The following is a 17622-nucleotide window of genomic DNA, read 5'->3' on the forward strand; positions in this document are numbered from 1 at the left end:
TAATGTTCGGAGAAGGTTCTCGAGACAATGTCGCTCTATCTAAAGAGGGGCTATTTGATAAATTAGAAATTGGAATTGCCTCAGATATTACTATTCGCGATAAGTGGTCTTGTGGGGAAATCAAAAAGCCTGAAACAATCAATTACCGTACGTTTAAACCTGAAAAAGGTGGACTATTTTGCGAAAAGATTTTCGGTCCTACAAAGGATTGGGAATGTTGTTGTGGTAAATATAAAAAAATCAAACACAAAGGGATTGTTTGCGATCGCTGTGGGGTAGAGGTGACTCTTTCTAAGGTGCGTCGTGAACGTATGGCTCATATTGAGCTAGCAGTACCTATTGTGCATATATGGTTTTTTAAGACTACGCCTTCAAGAATAGGTAATGTCTTAGGAATGACTGCATCTGATCTCGAAAGGATTATCTACTACGAAGAATACGTAGTTATCGATCCAGGTAAGACAGATTTAAATAAGAAACAGCTTTTAAACGACGCTCAATATCGAGAAGTTATTGAGAAGTGGGGTAAAGATGCTTTCGTAGCTAAAATGGGCGGAGAAGCTATTTATGATTTATTAAAGTCAGAAGATCTTCAAAGTTTATTAAAAGAGCTTAAGGATCGTTTACGAAAGACAAAATCTCAGCAAGCAAGAATGAAACTTGCTAAACGGTTGAAGATTATCGAAGGTTTTGTTTCTTCTTCTAATCACTCTGAGTGGATGGTTTTAAAAAGTGTTCCTGTTGTTCCACCCGATCTTCGTCCACTAGTTCCATTAGATGGTGGAAGATTTGCAACTTCTGATTTAAACGATTTATACCGTCGTGTAATCAACCGTAACAATCGTCTAAAGGCTATTTTAAGATTAAAGACTCCTGAAGTGATCGTTCGCAATGAGAAACGTATGCTACAGGAAGCTGTAGATGCTTTATTTGATAATGGTCGTCATGGACATCCCGTGATGGGAGCAGGAAATCGTCCTTTGAAATCTCTTTCTGAAATGTTGAAAGGGAAAAATGGACGCTTTCGACAAAATCTTTTAGGTAAACGTGTCGATTATTCTGGACGTTCTGTAATTATCGTTGGTCCCGAATTGAAATTTAATCAGTGTGGTCTACCTAAAGAAATGGCTCTTGAGTTGTTTGAACCTTTCATTATTAAAAGACTCAAAGATCAAGGCAGTGTCTACACTATCCGTTCTGCTAAAAAAATGATTCAACGTGGAGCTCCTGAAGTTTGGGACGTTCTAGAAGAAATCATTAAAGGTCACCCAGTATTGCTTAACAGGGCTCCTACACTTCACCGTTTAGGAATACAGGCCTTTGAGCCCGTATTAATTGAAGGTAAAGCGATTCGTGTCCATCCGTTAGTATGCGCAGCGTTTAACGCTGACTTTGACGGAGACCAAATGGCTGTTCACGTACCGCTATCTATTGAAGCACAGCTAGAAGCTAAAGTTTTGATGATGGCTCCTGATAATATCTTCCTACCTTCTTCAGGAAAGCCTGTTGCTACACCTTCTAAAGATATGACATTGGGTATTTACTATCTAATGGCTGACCCTACGTATTTCCCAGAAGATCATGGTGGAAAAATCAAGATCTTTAGAGATGTTACTGAAGTATTGCGAGCGTTATATACAGGTGGATTTCTTGATGAACGTATAGGTAATCGTCGTGATGAGACAGGTCGTGGTATTCATATTCATGAAAAAATAAAAGTGCGTATTGACGGCCAGATTATTGAAACCACTCCTGGACGAGTGCTATTTAATAGAATTGTTCCTAAAGAATTAGGGTTTCAGAATTACAGTATGCCAAGTAAGCGTATCAGTGAGTTAATTTTGCAATGCTATAAAAAAGTAGGTCTTGAGGCTACTGTACGCTTCCTAGATGATCTTAAAGATTTAGGATTTATCCAAGCGACGAAAGCCGCGATCTCTATGGGATTGAAAGATGTTAGAATCCCTGAGATTAAGAGTGAAATTCTTAAAGAAGCTTACGATAAAGTTACTGTTGTTAAGAAGCAATACGACGATGGTATTATTACGGATGGCGAACGTCACTCCAAAACTATTAGTATTTGGACAGAAGTTTCTGAATTGTTATCAGATGCTCTTTATATTGAGATTAGTAAACAAGCTAAGAGTAAACATAATCCTTTATTCTTAATGATTGATTCTGGAGCTCGGGGTAATAAATCTCAGTTAAAACAGTTAGGGGCCTTGCGTGGTTTAATGGCGAAGCCAAACGGAGCGATTATTGAATCACCTATTACTTCGAATTTCCGCGAAGGATTAACAGTTCTTGAATACTCGATTTCCTCTCACGGTGCTAGAAAAGGTTTAGCCGATACCGCCTTAAAAACAGCGGACTCTGGATACTTAACTCGAAGACTTGTTGACGTAGCTCAAGACGTGATTATTACAGAGAAAGATTGTGGAACGTTGAATCATATTGAAATTTCTGCAATTCGCCAAGGCTCTGAAGAGCTTTTACCCTTGAAAGATCGTATCTATGGCCGTACAGTGTCAGAAGATATTTATCAGCCAGGAGATAAGAGCAAGCTTCTTGCTAAGAACGGAGATGTTGTTACATCTGCTCAGGCAGAGCTTATCGACGATGCCGGCATTGAAAGTATCAAAATTCGTTCTACACTTACTTGTGAAAGCCGTCGTGGTGTTTGCGCTAAATGCTATGGATTAAATCTCGCTAATGGTCGTCTTATTGGTTTAGGAGAAGCTGTAGGTATTATTGCTGCCCAGTCCATTGGGGAACCAGGAACACAGTTGACAATGAGAACGTTCCACCTTGGAGGTATCGCTGCCACATCCTCAACTCCAGAAATTGTTACAGATAGTGACGGTATTTTAGTGTATATGGATCTACGTGTGGTTGTAGGTCAAGATGGAAACCATCTTGTATTGAACAAGAAGGGAGCTATTCATGTTGTTCGTGATGAAGGACGTAATCTAGAAGAATATAAGAAACTTCTAAGTACCAAATCTATAGAAAGTTTAGAGACTTATCCTGTAGAGCTTGGTGTGAAGATTTTAGTTGGCGATGGGGAAAAAGTATCCTCGGGTCAAAGAATTGCTGAAGTCGAATTACACAACATTCCAATTATCTGTGATAAGCCTGGTTTCGTAAAATATGAAGACTTAGTGGAAGGTATTTCCACAGAGAAGGTTGTCAATAAGAATACTGGATTAGTCGAACTTATTGTTAAGCAGCATCGTGGGGAATTACATCCTCAAATTGCTATTTATTCTGATGCTGGTTTAACAGAATTGGTTGGAACATATGCAATTCCTTCGGGAGCTATTATTTCTGTTGAAGAAAACCAGAAAGTTGATCCAGGTATGTTACTAGCAAGATTGCCTCGAGGGGCGATTAAGACTAAGGATATTACTGGTGGTCTACCTCGGGTTGCTGAATTAGTTGAAGCCAGAAAACCTGAAGATGCTGCGGATATTGCAAAGATCGATGGTGTTGTAGATTTTAAAGGAATTCAGAAAAATAAACGTATTCTTGTTGTTCGTGATGAAATTACAGGAATGGAAGAAGAGCATCTAATTCCGTTGACTAAACACTTGATTGTTCAGCGTGGAGATAACGTGATGAAAGGACAGCAGCTAACAGATGGTTTAGTTGTCCCTCATGAAATCTTAGAAATTTGTGGTGTTCGCGAATTGCAGAAATATTTGGTGAATGAAGTTCAAGAAGTTTATCGTTTACAAGGTGTGGACATCAACGACAAACACATTGAAATTATTGTTCGTCAAATGTTGCAGAAAGTTCGTATTACTGATCCAGGTGACACAACTTTACTCTTTGGTGAAGAAGTTAATAAGAAAGAGTTTTACGAAGAAAATAGACGTACAGAAGAAGATGGTGGTAAACCAGCTCAAGCTGTTCCTGTGTTATTGGGAATTACTAAAGCTTCGTTGGGCACAGAATCTTTCATTTCTGCAGCGTCCTTCCAGGATACGACTCGTGTATTAACCGATGCAGCTTGCAGTAGTAAGACAGACTATCTCTTAGGATTCAAAGAAAATGTCATTATGGGACATATGATTCCTGGAGGTACAGGATTTGATACGCATAAGCGGATTAAGCAATACTTAGAAAAAGAGCAAGAGGATCTTGTTTTTGACTTTGTAAGCGAATCTGAATGTGCTTGCTAACTAGGCTTTAGGCTTTAACGATCGAAATAGGAGGTTAAGTTTTGATCCATAACCTCCTTGATAGTAATGTTTTTTTTTGGTAGCCTCATCGAAAGACGAATAGTGATAACAGGGTGCTTATGTCTAGCCAATTCGAGCAACTAAAACTCTTGAGTGTTCTTGTTTGTGATACTGGTGATCCAGAATTAGTTAAGTCTTCAGGATCTCAAGATGCGACGACGAATCCGTCTCTTATTCTTAAGGTTGCGCAAGAGCCGAAATATCAAGAATTGCTAACTGAAGCAATCGCTTGGGGAATTCGACAAAACGGCGATGATATTCAAACCCTAACTTTCGTTTTAGACAAGATACAGGTAAACTTTGGTTTAGAAATTCTAAACTGTATTCCAGGCAAAGTTTCTTTAGAGATTGATGCACGGCTTTCGTTTAATACAGAAGCAATGGTACAAAGGGCTATTTTTCTAAGCGAATTATTTGCTGCTGCTGGTGGTGATAAGAAGCGTCTTTTAGTTAAAATTCCTGGTACTTGGGAAGGAATTCAAGCTGTAGAATTGCTAGAAAAACAAGGTATTGCTTGTAACGTCACTCTTGTTTTTAACCTAATTCAGGCTATTGCTGCGGCAAAAGCAAAAGCAACATTGATTTCACCATTTGTTGGTCGTATTTATGATTGGTGGATAGCAGCTTATGGAGATGAGGGTTACTCTATAGATGCTGATCCGGGTGTTGCCTCTGTATCGAATATCTATACATATTATAAGAAGTTTGATATCCCTACACAAATCATGGCTGCCTCTTTCCGTTCTAAGGAACAGGTATTAGCTTTAGCAGGATGTGATTTGCTAACAGTTTCTCCGAAATTGTTAGATGAATTGAAAAAAGATCAATCACCGGTTGCGAGAAAATTAGACGTAACCGCTGCTAAGAAACTTGATGTTCAACCTGTTGAATTGACAGAAAGCGTATTTCGTTTTTTAATGAATGAAGATGCTATGGCTACAGAGAAACTTGCTGAGGGTATTCGTATATTTTCTGGCGATACTCAAATTCTTGAAGCAGCAGTTACAGAATTTATTAAGCAAATAGCTGCCCAAGATGCGTAAGAAAAACTGTCTTTGAGTTGATTAAGTACTTTAAAGGCAAATTAAAGAAGATAAGATGAACCATAACTCGTTACTTGTTTTTTCCTGTCCGTGCTGCTGCGAAGGAGAAGTTTCTTTTTCTGTATTTAGCTTGGAGGAAGTCCTAGCTTGTAGTTGTTGTTCTTCTACATATACCTTCGACCCATCAATGCGAAACTCTATTCGTCAATTCGCCGCACTATGTCTTAGGATCCATGAAGCTTCTCCTATATTAGGAAATGCTACAGTTTCTGTATCTGTTCAAGACAGTGCTGTGGAGATTCCTTTTCAACTACTCTTCTCCAGATTTCCTGTAGTTTTCAATTTAACAGTTGAGGGAAAGAAGATAGCAATTCGCTTTATCTTCGATGCTCTTAAAAGAGAAGTTTTGCATAAAGAGAGTGAGTCTTTAGTCTAAAATTTCTAGATGTTATTTTGTTTCTGCTTGAAGGGCTTTCAAAGCTTCTTCAAGAATAGTATCTCCAGAAGCAGCTTCTTTTGCTGAGAGCTTAAATGAAGAGACAGTTTTTAAGAAAACCAAAGATACATTGGGATAATCATCCAGGGTAGCTGTGCTGGTAAAGATGTAGGCTTTATGGTTGATAACCGCAACGCCTTGTAGACAAAAAACTTTTCCCCAAGAAGAATTTTTTTCCGTTTTAATAATAGTGAATTCCCCGTTAGTAGATTGAATATGAGTGAATACAGAAGATTCTAACGTCATTTCATTAGCTTTATGATAAGCAAGAATCTCTTCGATGTATTCAGGTTGCTTTTTGGATGTGATTTCTTGAGAAATATTGATCGTAGGGGTTAATGAGCCCATTCCTTGTCCAATAAATACTACATCGAGTTTTTCTGGAAGTTGTGTCTTATCATTTATGCATTGCCAATTACTTGGAATGCGAATTGAATACTCATCTCCGGAATAGGAAACCCATGAAACTAAGTGTTTTGTCTTTTCTGTTTGTGCTATTCTTCTATTTTTATTTGCTCTTTTTGCAACGTAACGTGAAGCAGTTTCATTAGAAACAACAGCTTGAGATCTTTTCAATGCTCTTCGTTGAGAAACGCTTGAGGGGCGTCTGTGAGACTGTTTTTCATTATTTTGAAGAGTTCTTTGTGTTTGTAGATTTGCGTTTACTGTGAGCGACAAACTAGTAAACAGAAAAGAAATAAGAGCATGAAGTTTCATGGAAATCTTTTATTTAATTTTATTTAAATGATCTAATGTTATAATCTGTTGGATTAGTTGAATTATAATCGAAATTTTTTTTAAGATAAACTCTGTTTTCTCATGGTAGCAATGATATGGCAGATCTCGGTGCAGAAGACAAATTAAAGCAAATCTGCGATGCTCTACGAATAGAAACTTTAAAGCCTGCTGAAGATGAAGCTGATGCCATTGTGCGTAATGCGAAAGAACAGGCGAAAAGGATAATTGACGAAGCTCAACAAGAAGCTGGTCAGATTATTGCTTCAGCTCAACAAGAAGCTGATCACAAGCTAAAACAGGGAGAATCTGCTTTAGCTCAAGCAGGAAAGCGTTCCTTAGAAAGTTTAAAGCAAGCTGTAGAAAATAAAATATTTAAAGAATCCTTGGCGGAGTGGCTAGACAATGCTTTAGCTGATCCCGAGGTGTCTGCTAAACTTGTTGCAGCGTTGATACAAGCTATAGAAGATCAAGGCATTTCCGGGGATCTTACAGCTTATATCGGCAAACACGTAGCAACAAGAGCTGTTAATGAACTCCTAGGAAAATCCGTATTGACAAAACTTAAAGGTAAGGGAGTGACTGTCGGTAAGTTTGTCGGTGGTGTTCAATTAAAAGTCGAAGATAAGAACTGGGTTTTAGATCTTAGTTCAGATACCTTGCTTGATCTTTTAATGCGTTATTTGCAGAAAGATTTTCGTGAAATGATATTTCAGGGCTCCTAGGTTTTCTTTTCAAATACAGAGTCCTAACCAATTTTAGAGTTATTGCCATGACTCAATACTACTTTTTGTCGTCGTTTTTTCTTCCTCAGCTTCCTGAGTCTCGGCCCGTTTATTCTTTTGATGTTCTTGATGATCTTCTCCATTTAAATCTATCTAATAAGGATCTAGGGTATTACGTCATCTTAAAACGTTTTTTCGATTTTGAGAACTTTGCGTTTTTCTGGTCTGGGAAACCCCTGCCACATTCTTATGGTGTAGTAACACAAGAGAATGTTGAGAGTATGGTTAATCTTCAACAATGGTCGGATGATTGTGAGTTTGAGGATTTCTTTAAGGATTTCCTATTGCAATATAAGACTCCTAAAGAGCGTGTAGATAACTTTTCTTCATTAGTTAGAGAATTTCTATCACATTACCAACATAGCTCTTCTGAATTCCTTCGTACATATTTTACATTTAAACAAAATCTTCGTGTTATTTTGGCAGGTTTTCGCTCCCGAGTCATGAAGCTAGATGTTTCTTATGTATTAAGAGATGAAGATAGTTCTGATCCTGTAGTGCTTCAAGTATTGATGCAAAAAGATGCTCCTAATTACGAGCTTCCGGGAGAATTTTCAGATTTGAGTGATGTATTACAGGATTACGGACGTTTACCTCATACATTGAACCGTACACTATCTTTGTACGAGTTTCATAAGATTGAAGAGATGTATCGTGATAAATATTTTGATGCAAATGCAGTTTTAGCAAGGGTTGCAGCGTATTTATTTGCTATTCGTAATAGTATGGTAAATTTAGAGAAAGGTAAAAATATTATTAATTCTATGGAAAAGGCAATCACATGGTAGCAACTTCGGGACAAACAACTCAGGGATATGTTGTAGAGGCCTACGGCAATTTATTGCGTGTACGTTTTGATGGACACGTACGTCAGGGGGAAGTTGCTTATGTTAGCGTTAACGACACATGGTTAAAAGCTGAAGTTATTGAGGTTGTTGGTCAAGAGGTCAAGATTCAAGTTTTTGAGGATACTCAAGACGTTTGCCGCGGAGCTTTAGTTACTTTCTCAGGACACTTATTAGAAGCTGAATTAGGCCCTGGATTATTGCAGGGGATTTTTGACGGATTACAAAATCGTCTACAAGTGTTGGCAGAAAGTAGCTTCTTTTTGAAAAGAGGAGAGTATGTTAATGCTCTTTGTAAGCATACATTGTGGGAATATACGCCAAAGGCTGTTGTAGGAGATGTTCTTGTTCGCGGCGATGCTTTAGGTTTTGTCAAGGAAGGGTACTTTAACCATAAAATTATGGTGCCGTTTTCTTGTTTTAAAGAGGTGACAATTACCTGGGTAATCTCAGAAGGTAGCTATAGCGTTGATACAGTAGTTGCTAAAGCTCGAGATGCAGATGGGAAAGAATACAGCTTTACTATGGTTCAGAAATGGCCAATTAAGCAGGCATTTATCCAAGGAGATAAGGTGCCCTGTCATGAGATTATGGACGTGGGTGTGCGTATTTTAGATACGCAAATTCCTGTATTGAAGGGCGGAACATTTTGTACTCCTGGTCCGTTTGGTGCAGGAAAAACAGTTTTGCAACACCATTTATCTAAGTATGCTGCTGTAGATATTGTTATTCTTTGTGCATGTGGAGAACGTGCTGGTGAAGTGGTAGAGGTATTACAAGAATTTCCTCACCTTACAGATCCTCATACTGGAGAGTCTTTAATGCATAGAACGTGTATTATTTGTAATACCTCTTCCATGCCTGTAGCAGCTAGGGAATCTTCAATTTATCTGGGAATTACTATTGCAGAATATTATAGACAGATGGGCCTACACGTGCTTTTGCTTGCTGACTCAACGTCGCGATGGGCTCAAGCATTAAGAGAAATCTCAGGAAGATTAGAAGAAATCCCAGGAGAAGAGGCTTTTCCAGCTTATCTAGCATCAAGAATAGCCGCTTTTTATGAGCGTGGTGGTGCTGTACGTATGAAAGATGGATCAGAAGGTTCTTTGACAATATGTGGTGCCGTATCTCCTGCAGGAGGGAATTTTGAAGAGCCTGTAACACAAGCTACTTTATCTGTAGTCGGAGCTTTTTGTGGTCTTTCCAAAGCTCGCGCTGATGCTCGTCGTTATCCTTCTATTGATCCGATGATTTCGTGGTCAAAATATTTAGATCAAGTTGGGGATATATTAGAGAATAAGATTCAGGGTTGGGGAGAGGCAGTCAAAAAAGCAAATTATTTCCTTCGCGAGGGATCTGAAATTGGCAAACGCATGGAAGTCGTTGGAGAAGAAGGTATCCCCATGGATGATATGGAGATCTATCTAAAAGCAGAGTTATATGATTTTTGTTATCTCCAACAGAATGCTTTTGATGCTGTAGATTGTTATTGTCCTTTTGATCGGCAAATTGAGTTATTTTCATTAATGAGTCGTATTTTTGATGCGAAATTTAGCTTCGATTGTCCCGATAATGCGAGGAGTTTTTTCCTTGAACTGCAAAGTAAAATCAAAACCTTAAATGGACAGAAGTTTCTTTCTGAGGAATACAAGGAAGGAATGGAAGTGGTTCTTAGGTTATTAGAGACGAAGATGATACAAACAGCGTAAAGGTTATGCAGACAATATATACAAAAATTACCGACATCAAGGGAAACTTGATAACCGTAGAAGCTGAGGGAGCGCGTTTAGGCGAATTGGCAGAAATTGAGAGAGTAGATGGAAGATCTTCATACGCTTCCGTGTTACGTTTTGATGCTAAGAAAGTAACTCTACAAGTCTTTGGTGGAACTTCCGGATTGTCGACAGGGGACAGAGTGATATTTTTAGGTCGTTCTATGGAGGTTACTTACGGGGAATCTCTAATAGGTAGACGTTTAAATGGTGTGGGAAAACCTATTGATGGTGAGGGAGAATGTTTTGGTGATCCGATTGAAATCTCTACACCTACATTTAACCCCGTTTGTCGTGTTGTCCCTAGGGATATGGTGAAAACCAATATTCCTATGATTGATGTATTCAATTGTTTAGTGAAGTCTCAAAAAATTCCTATCTTCTCTTCTTCTGGAGAGAATCACAACGCTTTATTGATGCGTATAGCTGCACAAACAGATGCCGATATTGTAATCATCGGTGGTATGGGATTAACGTTTGTTGATTATAGTTTTTTTGTTGATGAATCTAAGAGATTAGGATTCGCAGATAAATGTGTGATGTTTATTCATAAAGCTGTAGACGCGCCTGTAGAGTGTGTTTTAATTCCTGATATGGCTTTAGCATGTGCTGAGAAATTTGCTGTAGATCACAATAAGAACGTATTGGTCTTACTTACAGATATGACAGCATTCGCAGATGCTTTAAAGGAAATTGCCATTACTATGGACCAAATTCCTGCAAACCGTGGGTATCCAGGATCTTTGTATTCGGATCTTGCGTTACGTTATGAGAAAGCTGTGGATATAGCAAATGGTGGATCGATTACTTTAATTAGTGTGACCACGATGCCTGGAGATGATATTACCCACCCTGTTCCTGATAATACGGGATTCATTACAGAAGGACAGTTCTACTTGAAGAATAATCGTATTGATCCGTTTGGTTCTTTATCTCGTTTGAAGCAATTGGTTATCGGTAAGGTAACTAGAGAAGATCATGGAGATCTTGCAAACTCCTTAATACGGCTTTATGCCGATTCTAGAAAAGCTGCTGAAAGAATGTCTATGGGCTTTAAGTTGTCAAATTGGGACAAGAAGTTATTAGCATTTGCTGAGCTTTTCGAAACACGATTAATGAGTTTAGAAGTAAATATTCCTTTAGAAGAAGCTTTAGATATTGGTTGGAAAATTCTTGCTCAGAGTTTCCATTCCGAAGAAGTAGGTATAAAGGAACAATTGATCAATAAGTATTGGCCGAAGTCATGTCTTCACAGATAAAGCTAACAAAGAACGCCTATCGTTTAGAGAAGGTAAAACTCTCACGTCTGGAAACATATTTACCGACGTTAAAACTAAAAAAAGCGCTGTTGCAAGTAGAAGTTACCAATGCTATTCGCGAGGCTAGTGAAAGCATACAAGCATATGAAGCATCTAGGGAAAGTATTTATGCTTTCGCAGAGCTCTACAGTATTCCTCTTTATGTCGATGCTATTACAAATAGCTTTAAGATAGAAAAAGTCGAAAGAGACTATGAGAATATTACAGGAGTAGAAGTTCCTGTAGTAAGAGACATCGTTCTATCTGAATCTTCTTATTCTATTTTAGACACTCCCATTTGGATCGATACGCTTGTGGCTTACTCTAGAGAGTTTGTGATTAATAAAGTGCGTTCTGAAGTGGCTGCAGAAAAGCAGAGAATTCTAGAAGAAGAATTAAGAAATGTATCCATTCGTGTAAATCTATTTGAGAAAAAGTTGATTCCAGAGACTACGCGGATGATTAAGAAAATTGCAATTTTCTTAAGCGATCGTAGCATTACAGATGTTGGCCAAGTAAAAATGGCTAAGAAAAAGATACAGCAGCGTAAGGAGGAATCCGAATGCGCGTAAATGTTGATAAGTATCTCTTTATTGGAAGAAATCGATCAGAATTTTTTACTGCTTGTAGAGAACTTGGAGTTATCGAGTTTATCTCTGATAAAAGATTGAGTACTTCAGAAAAATTACGTCGTTTTTCCGAGTGTTTAAAAATTTTGAATTGTCTAAAAAGAGAATATCCTTCAGCTGACTTATCCTTATCAAAATCCGAAGATTTAACTGTTGAGCAGATAGTAGATGAAGTGTTCTCTCTTCATCAAGAGATCCTTTCTTTAACAGAAGCTACAAAAGCTTTAAGGAAAGAGATTCTTAGAGTTAAACCTTTAGGAGCATTTTCCTCTGATGATATTATCGAATTCACAAGGAAAACTGGATTAACGATAAGATTTTTCTATCGGAAACATGTAGATGGTCAAGATGTAGAAGTAGAGCAATCCAATGTCTTCTACTTGTCTACGGCATACAATTTTGATTACTATGCTGTGATTGGTGTCGTTAGCTTATCAAAAGATCAATTCACAGAGATCGATGCTCCACACTCTGTTAATGAATTGCAGTCTAAGGAATCTATCCTTTTAAGAGATATTCATCTTAAAAAATCGAGGATTTGTGAACTTTATGCTTATCGTCAGGATGTTCTTGAAGGGTTGTGCGATTATGATAACGAACAACGATTAAGACATGCCGAAGACAGTGTGGAAGAACTCTTTGATGGTAAGGTCTTTTCTATTTCAGGATGGGTAATTTCTGATCGTATTCAAGAATTAGAGCATCTGTGTGACCAGTTTGATATTTGCTTACATAAAGTAGCTCCAGATCCTGATGAGATTATCCCTACATATTTAGAAAATAGTGGCCTTGGACGTATCGGAGAAGATCTGGTAAACATTTATGATACACCGGCATCTTCAGATAAAGATCCTTCATTATGGGTGTTTATCTCGTTTTTCTTCTTCTTCTCTATGATCGTCAACGATGGTGGTTATGGACTTGTTTTCTTAGCAACTTCGCTTTTCATAACGTTTAAAGCACGTCGTGCGCTTAAAGGTTCTAAGCCTCTGGCACGTTTCTTGAAGATGTTTTCCATTTTGGGATTGGGATGTGTTTTCTGGGGATTTGCTACAACATCATTTTTTGGAATTTCTATAAGTCCTTCAAATCCTTTACGAGAGTATTCTCTTACCCATATATTGGCTTTGAAAAAAGCAGAATATTACCTGGATAAGCATCCTAAAGGATATAAAGAGTTAGTCAATGAACATCCTTTATTGAAAGATAAACAAAATCCAGAAGAGTTTCTTCTCGCTACAGAAAAATCTAGTGGGGAGACTGTAGCACGTGCTGTTGTCTATGATAAGTTTACAGATAACATCCTAATGGAATTAGCGTTATTTGTTGGAGTAATTCATATGGCTCTAGGGATGTTGCGTTATATGCGTCAGCGCTATTCAGGTCTAGGATGGATTATTTTTATGTGCGGAGCCTATCTGTATCTACCTTTGTATTTACAATCCGTGTCTTTGGTTCATTACTTATTTCACGTTCCTTATGATCTTGGAGGAATAATTGGTTATTACGGAGTATTTGTAGGTATAGGTCTTGCAGTTTCCGGAGCTATTTTACAACGTGGTGTTAGCGGTATTGATGAGATTACAGCAATTATTCAAGTATTCTCAGATGTTTTGTCTTATTTGCGTATCTACGCATTAGGATTGGCAGGAGCCATGGTAGGAACAACAATTGTGCAGATTAGCAACCGTTTCCCTCCTGCTATAGCTTTTATTATCATTTTATTCGGTCATTCAGTGAATATACTTCTTTCTATTATGGGAGGAGTGATTCATGGACTTAGATTAAACTTTATTGAGTGGTATCACTACAGTTTTGATGGGGGTGGGAAGCTCCTACATCCTTTAAAGAAAGTAGTATGTCACAAGGTTGTGGATTCCGAGGGATAGATTTAGGTAATAATTCTACGGTTTGATAGAATCCGTGATCTTTGGAAAAATTAAATTATAAACAAGATAACTAAAGAACTGATTTTTCGAGGTTTTCTTGAGATATTATTATTAGATATAGAGGTACATAATGATTGATTTATCGGTTGTTGGTCCTGTTTTCGCCATGGGCTTAGCAATGATAGGCAGTGCCATTGGTTGTGGTATGGCAGGGGTGGCTTCACATGCTGTGATGTCCCGAATTGACGAGGGACATGGAAAGATTATAGGTTTATCAGCGATGCCATCATCACAATCTATTTATGGATTGATTTTCATGCTTTTACTCAGAGATGGGATTAAAGATGGTAAAGTTGGAGCTATAGGTGCTATTGCCATGGGGCTTTCTGTTGGCATAGCATTGTTAATATCTGCTGTAATGCAGGGGAAGTGTTGTGTGAGTGCCATCCAAGCATACGCACGTTCCTCAGCTATTTATGGTAAATCTTTTGCATCTATTGGGATAGTTGAATCGTTTGCACTCTTTGCTTTTGTTTTTGCGTTATTATTATTCTAAAATCTTATTGGTCATAGTTCTCTTTCCCTTGGTATCAGTACTATGTTTATCAGCGTGTTCGCAACCCTCGTTATCCTCATTCACGGAATTCGTAGATAACGATTATACGGCTGCGGCACATCTGGGTGTGGAGCAAACTTGTGTTCATGAGATATTTGGTCAGCAGGTTGTTGTTACCTGGAGTCTACCTTATCGGATGCACAATATGCTTCCTGCGACTTTGCACCTTTGGGTGTACTACGGCGATGGGAAAATAGAAAAATTAACATATGAAGTGCGGCAGCTTTCTGGTTACCGTATTTACTGTCTGAAAGGTGATGATTACGAAGAGCGCCAGGGCATTGTTTCTTATAAGGTTTCTTTATCTAGTGGAGATAGAGAAATAGTCAGCAGACGCCATCATCTTTGGATGGAAGTCATTTCTGTAGATGCTTCTTAGAATTAGATTTTTACTACGACATCTAAAAATATTATAAAGATTTGGATATAGAATTATGAAAGAGGATGAATTTCCCAAAGCTTATGATCCTAAAGGATTAGAGGAAAAGCTTTATGCTTCTTGGGAAGAGTCAGGTATGTTTACGGCTCAATCTGCAAGCGATAAGCCTCCTTATGCTATTATCATGCCCCCACCGAATGTGACAGGCATTTTACATATGGGACATGCGCTTGTGAACACTCTTCAAGATGTTCTTATTCGTTATAAGCGTATGTCGGGATTCGAGGTGTGTTGGGTTCCTGGTACAGATCATGCGGGTATTGCTACACAAACAGTAGTAGAAAGACATTTATATTCTGCTTTAGGCAAGCGTCGTATAGATTTTTCTCGAGAAGAATTTTTAAAGCATGTTTGGGAATGGAAAGAGAAGAGTGAGGGAGTAATTCTTTCTCAATTACGTCAGTTGGGATGTTCTTGCGATTGGTCTCGGTTACGTTTCACTATGGAACCATTAGCGAACCGTGCTGTAAAAAAAGCCTTCAAGGTACTCTTTGATAAGGGACATATTTACAGAGGATACTATCTTGTTAACTGGGATCCTGTTTTACAAACAGCGCTTGCTGATGATGAAGTAGAGTATGAGGAAAAAGATGGTTGGCTTTACTATATTCGTTATAAAATAGTCGATAGTTGTGAAGAAATTATCGTAGCGACTACACGTCCAGAAACGTTACTCGGGGATACGGCTATTGCTATTTCTCCTGATGATGAGCGTTATAGTCATCTATTAGGAGCTAAGGCATATTTGCCCTTTGTAGATCGTGAAATCCCTATAATTGGGGATATGTCTGTAGATCCTTTATTTGGTACTGGAGCAGTAAAAATTACTCCTGCCCATGATAGAGACGATTATCGCACAGGAATCAATCATAATTTACCGATGGTAAATATTCTGACTCCTACTGGAGAGATCAATGAGAATGGGGGAATATTTGCAGGATTAAGTAAAGAGAAAGCTCGTGAAGATATTATTACAGCATTAGACGCTATGGGGCTGTTTGTCAAAAAAGAGCCTTATAAACTTAGGGTCGGTGTGTCTTATCGTTCGGGAGCGGTTATCGAACCATATTTATCGAAACAATGGTTTGTTTCTGTAGATAGTTTTCGAGATTCTTTACGTGAGTTTGTCGCCAGTGATTCTATAAAGATTTTTCCTCCAGAATTTACACGGAATTATCTCTCTTGGGTGAATAACCTTCGTGATTGGTGTATTAGTCGGCAGTTGTGGTGGGGACATCGTATTCCTGTATGGTATCATAAGAGCGATGAAGATCGTATACTCTGTTACGATGGTGAAGGAACTCCCGAAGAGGTTGCTCAAGATCCTGATTCTTGGTATCAAGATCACGATGTATTAGATACTTGGTTTTCTTCTGGGCTTTGGCCATTAACATGCTTAGGTTGGCCTGATGTAGAATCTGGAGATTTAGAGAAGTTTTATCCTACAGCGGTTCTCATTACTGGCCATGACATTCTATTTTTCTGGGTAACACGTATGGTGCTGCTTTGCAGTGCTATGGTTGAAGAGAAACCTTTTGATGATGTTTTCTTGCACGGGTTAATTTTTGGTAAGTCTTACAAGCGTTATAATGATCTTGGAGAATGGACGTACATTTCTGGAGAAGAGAAACATGCTTATGACATAGGAAAAACTCTTCCTAAAGATGTTGTGGCAAAGTGGGAAAAGCTTTCTAAATCTAAGGGTAATGTTATTGATCCTTTAGAGATGATTGCTAAGTATGGTGCTGACGCTGTTCGTATGACATTATGTTCATGTGCGAATCGTGGTGAGCAAATAGATCTTGACTATCGTTTATTTGAAGAATACAAAAATTTTGCGAATAAGATTTGGAATGGTGCGAGATTTATCTTCGGTCATATTTCTAATTTGACGAGTAAAGATCTCGCCAATGGTATAGATAAGAATCTCCTAGGATTAGAAGATTATTATATTCTTGATGGATTCAATCAGTTGTTAAAACAGTTAGATTTCGCATATCAAAGCTATGCTTTTGATAAGATAACAACTATGGCTTATGAATTTTTCAGGAATGATTTCTGTTCTACATATATAGAGATTATCAAGCCTACACTTTATGGGAAGCAAGGTAGTGAGGAAGACCGGCTTACAAAGCAAAAGCTATTAGCAGTTTTGTTGGTGAATATTTTAGGGGTTTTACATCCTATAACGCCTTTTGTTACAGAAACACTATTTTTGAAGCTAAAAGAAGTAATAGGTGAGGTTAACGAGCAATGCTCTGATGTTATCACAGCGCATGCTTTAAATATGTTGCGAGCAGAATCTTATGTGGTAGCTCCTTATCCGCAAGCTATAAATATTGCTATCCCTGAGGATCTTCATGAATCTTTTGCCCTTGCAGAAAGGTTAGTTTATACTATTAGGAATATTCGTGGAGAGATGCAGTTAGACCCTAGAGCTTCTTTAGAAGTGTTTGTTATTTGCCCTGAGAGAATTTCTATCAAGGCTTATGTGCCTATGATGTGCGCTCTTGCTGGGATAGCTTCTCTTGAGTATCTCTTAGAAGAGCCTAAGGATCGTGTCTATAGTTTAGGAGTTGTTGAGGGTATTCGTCTTGGGGTGTTTGTTCCTATAGAACAAATTACTAAGGAAAAAAATCGCCTAGAAAAAGAGAAAACACGTTTAGAAAATGCTATCGAAAGTGTCTCACGCTTACTGGATAGTGAAAGTTTCCGAGCAAAGGCTAATCCGGATCTTGTACGTTCTAAAAAAGAAGCTTTAAAAAATAATCGTATGGAATTACAAAGTATTCTTGATAAGCTAGCGTCGTTTTCTTAGAACTAGAGGA

Annotated in this window: 13 protein-coding genes; 12 read left to right on the top strand and 1 reads right to left on the bottom strand. The window is 38.2% G+C overall.

Going from position 1 to position 17622, the window contains the following annotated elements:
* Nucleotides 1–2 precede the first annotated feature (2 nt).
* The 3 genes from rpoC to O1W69_RS03230 all read left to right on the top strand — a co-directional run bounded on the left by rpoC (nucleotide 3) and on the right by O1W69_RS03230 (nucleotide 5723).
* Nucleotides 3–4184, top strand: a complete 4182-nt coding sequence (rpoC, locus tag O1W69_RS03220) for a DNA-directed RNA polymerase subunit beta' (protein WP_375793131.1) — start codon at nucleotides 3–5, stop codon at nucleotides 4182–4184.
* Between the two features lie 119 nt (nucleotides 4185–4303).
* Nucleotides 4304–5287 (top strand): transaldolase, encoded by a 984-nt coding sequence (gene tal, locus O1W69_RS03225; RefSeq protein WP_375793132.1) that lies wholly within the window; start codon nucleotides 4304–4306, stop codon nucleotides 5285–5287.
* Between the two features lie 55 nt (nucleotides 5288–5342).
* A complete protein-coding gene (locus tag O1W69_RS03230; protein WP_375793133.1) occupies nucleotides 5343–5723 on the top strand; it encodes a ferredoxin in 381 nt (126 codons plus the stop codon).
* A 12-nt stretch (nucleotides 5724–5735) separates the two neighbouring features.
* Here the strand turns inward: O1W69_RS03230 and O1W69_RS03235 are convergent, their stop codons facing one another.
* Nucleotides 5736–6500 (bottom strand): hypothetical protein, encoded by a 765-nt coding sequence (locus O1W69_RS03235; RefSeq protein WP_375793134.1) that lies wholly within the window; start codon nucleotides 6498–6500, stop codon nucleotides 5736–5738.
* A gap of 116 nt (nucleotides 6501–6616) precedes the next feature.
* On the opposite strand from O1W69_RS03235, the gene O1W69_RS03240 reads away from it, so the two are divergent.
* From O1W69_RS03240 to O1W69_RS03280, 9 genes are all read left to right on the top strand, one after another.
* Nucleotides 6617–7243, top strand: a complete 627-nt coding sequence (locus O1W69_RS03240; protein WP_375793135.1) for a V-type ATP synthase subunit E — start codon at nucleotides 6617–6619, stop codon at nucleotides 7241–7243.
* Nucleotides 7244–7290: 47 nt separating this feature from the next.
* On the top strand, nucleotides 7291–8091 hold the full coding sequence (locus O1W69_RS03245; protein WP_375793136.1) for a DUF2764 family protein: 801 nt from the start codon (nucleotides 7291–7293) through the stop codon (nucleotides 8089–8091).
* Nucleotides 8085–9860, top strand: coding sequence for a V-type ATP synthase subunit A (locus O1W69_RS03250; RefSeq protein ID WP_375793137.1), 1776 nt, complete (start codon nucleotides 8085–8087; stop codon nucleotides 9858–9860). Before O1W69_RS03245 ends, O1W69_RS03250 begins: the two co-directional genes overlap by 7 nt.
* A 5-nt stretch (nucleotides 9861–9865) precedes the next feature.
* On the top strand, nucleotides 9866–11182 hold the full coding sequence (locus tag O1W69_RS03255) for a V-type ATP synthase subunit B (protein ID WP_332390555.1): 1317 nt from the start codon (nucleotides 9866–9868) through the stop codon (nucleotides 11180–11182).
* Nucleotides 11167–11793, top strand: coding sequence for a V-type ATP synthase subunit D (locus O1W69_RS03260; RefSeq protein WP_375793138.1), 627 nt, complete (start codon nucleotides 11167–11169; stop codon nucleotides 11791–11793). The genes O1W69_RS03255 and O1W69_RS03260 overlap by 16 nt, the downstream gene beginning before the upstream one ends.
* Nucleotides 11784–13739, top strand: a complete 1956-nt coding sequence (locus tag O1W69_RS03265) for a V-type ATP synthase subunit I (protein ID WP_375793139.1) — start codon at nucleotides 11784–11786, stop codon at nucleotides 13737–13739. Before O1W69_RS03260 ends, O1W69_RS03265 begins: the two co-directional genes overlap by 10 nt.
* A 130-nt stretch (nucleotides 13740–13869) precedes the next feature.
* Complete coding sequence (locus O1W69_RS03270) at nucleotides 13870–14295, top strand: ATP synthase subunit C (RefSeq protein ID WP_213241220.1); 426 nt, start codon at nucleotides 13870–13872, stop codon at nucleotides 14293–14295.
* Entirely contained in the window at nucleotides 14255–14734 is a 480-nt protein-coding gene (locus tag O1W69_RS03275; protein WP_375793140.1) for a hypothetical protein, read from the top strand. Before O1W69_RS03270 ends, O1W69_RS03275 begins: the two co-directional genes overlap by 41 nt.
* Before the next feature lie 55 nt (nucleotides 14735–14789).
* Complete coding sequence (locus tag O1W69_RS03280; protein ID WP_375793141.1) at nucleotides 14790–17612, top strand: valine--tRNA ligase; 2823 nt, start codon at nucleotides 14790–14792, stop codon at nucleotides 17610–17612.
* Nucleotides 17613–17622 lie beyond the last annotated feature (10 nt).

The organism is Chlamydia sp. 12-01 (assembly GCF_042234205.1).
Taxonomy (GTDB): Bacteria; Chlamydiota; Chlamydiia; order Chlamydiales; family Chlamydiaceae; genus Chlamydia.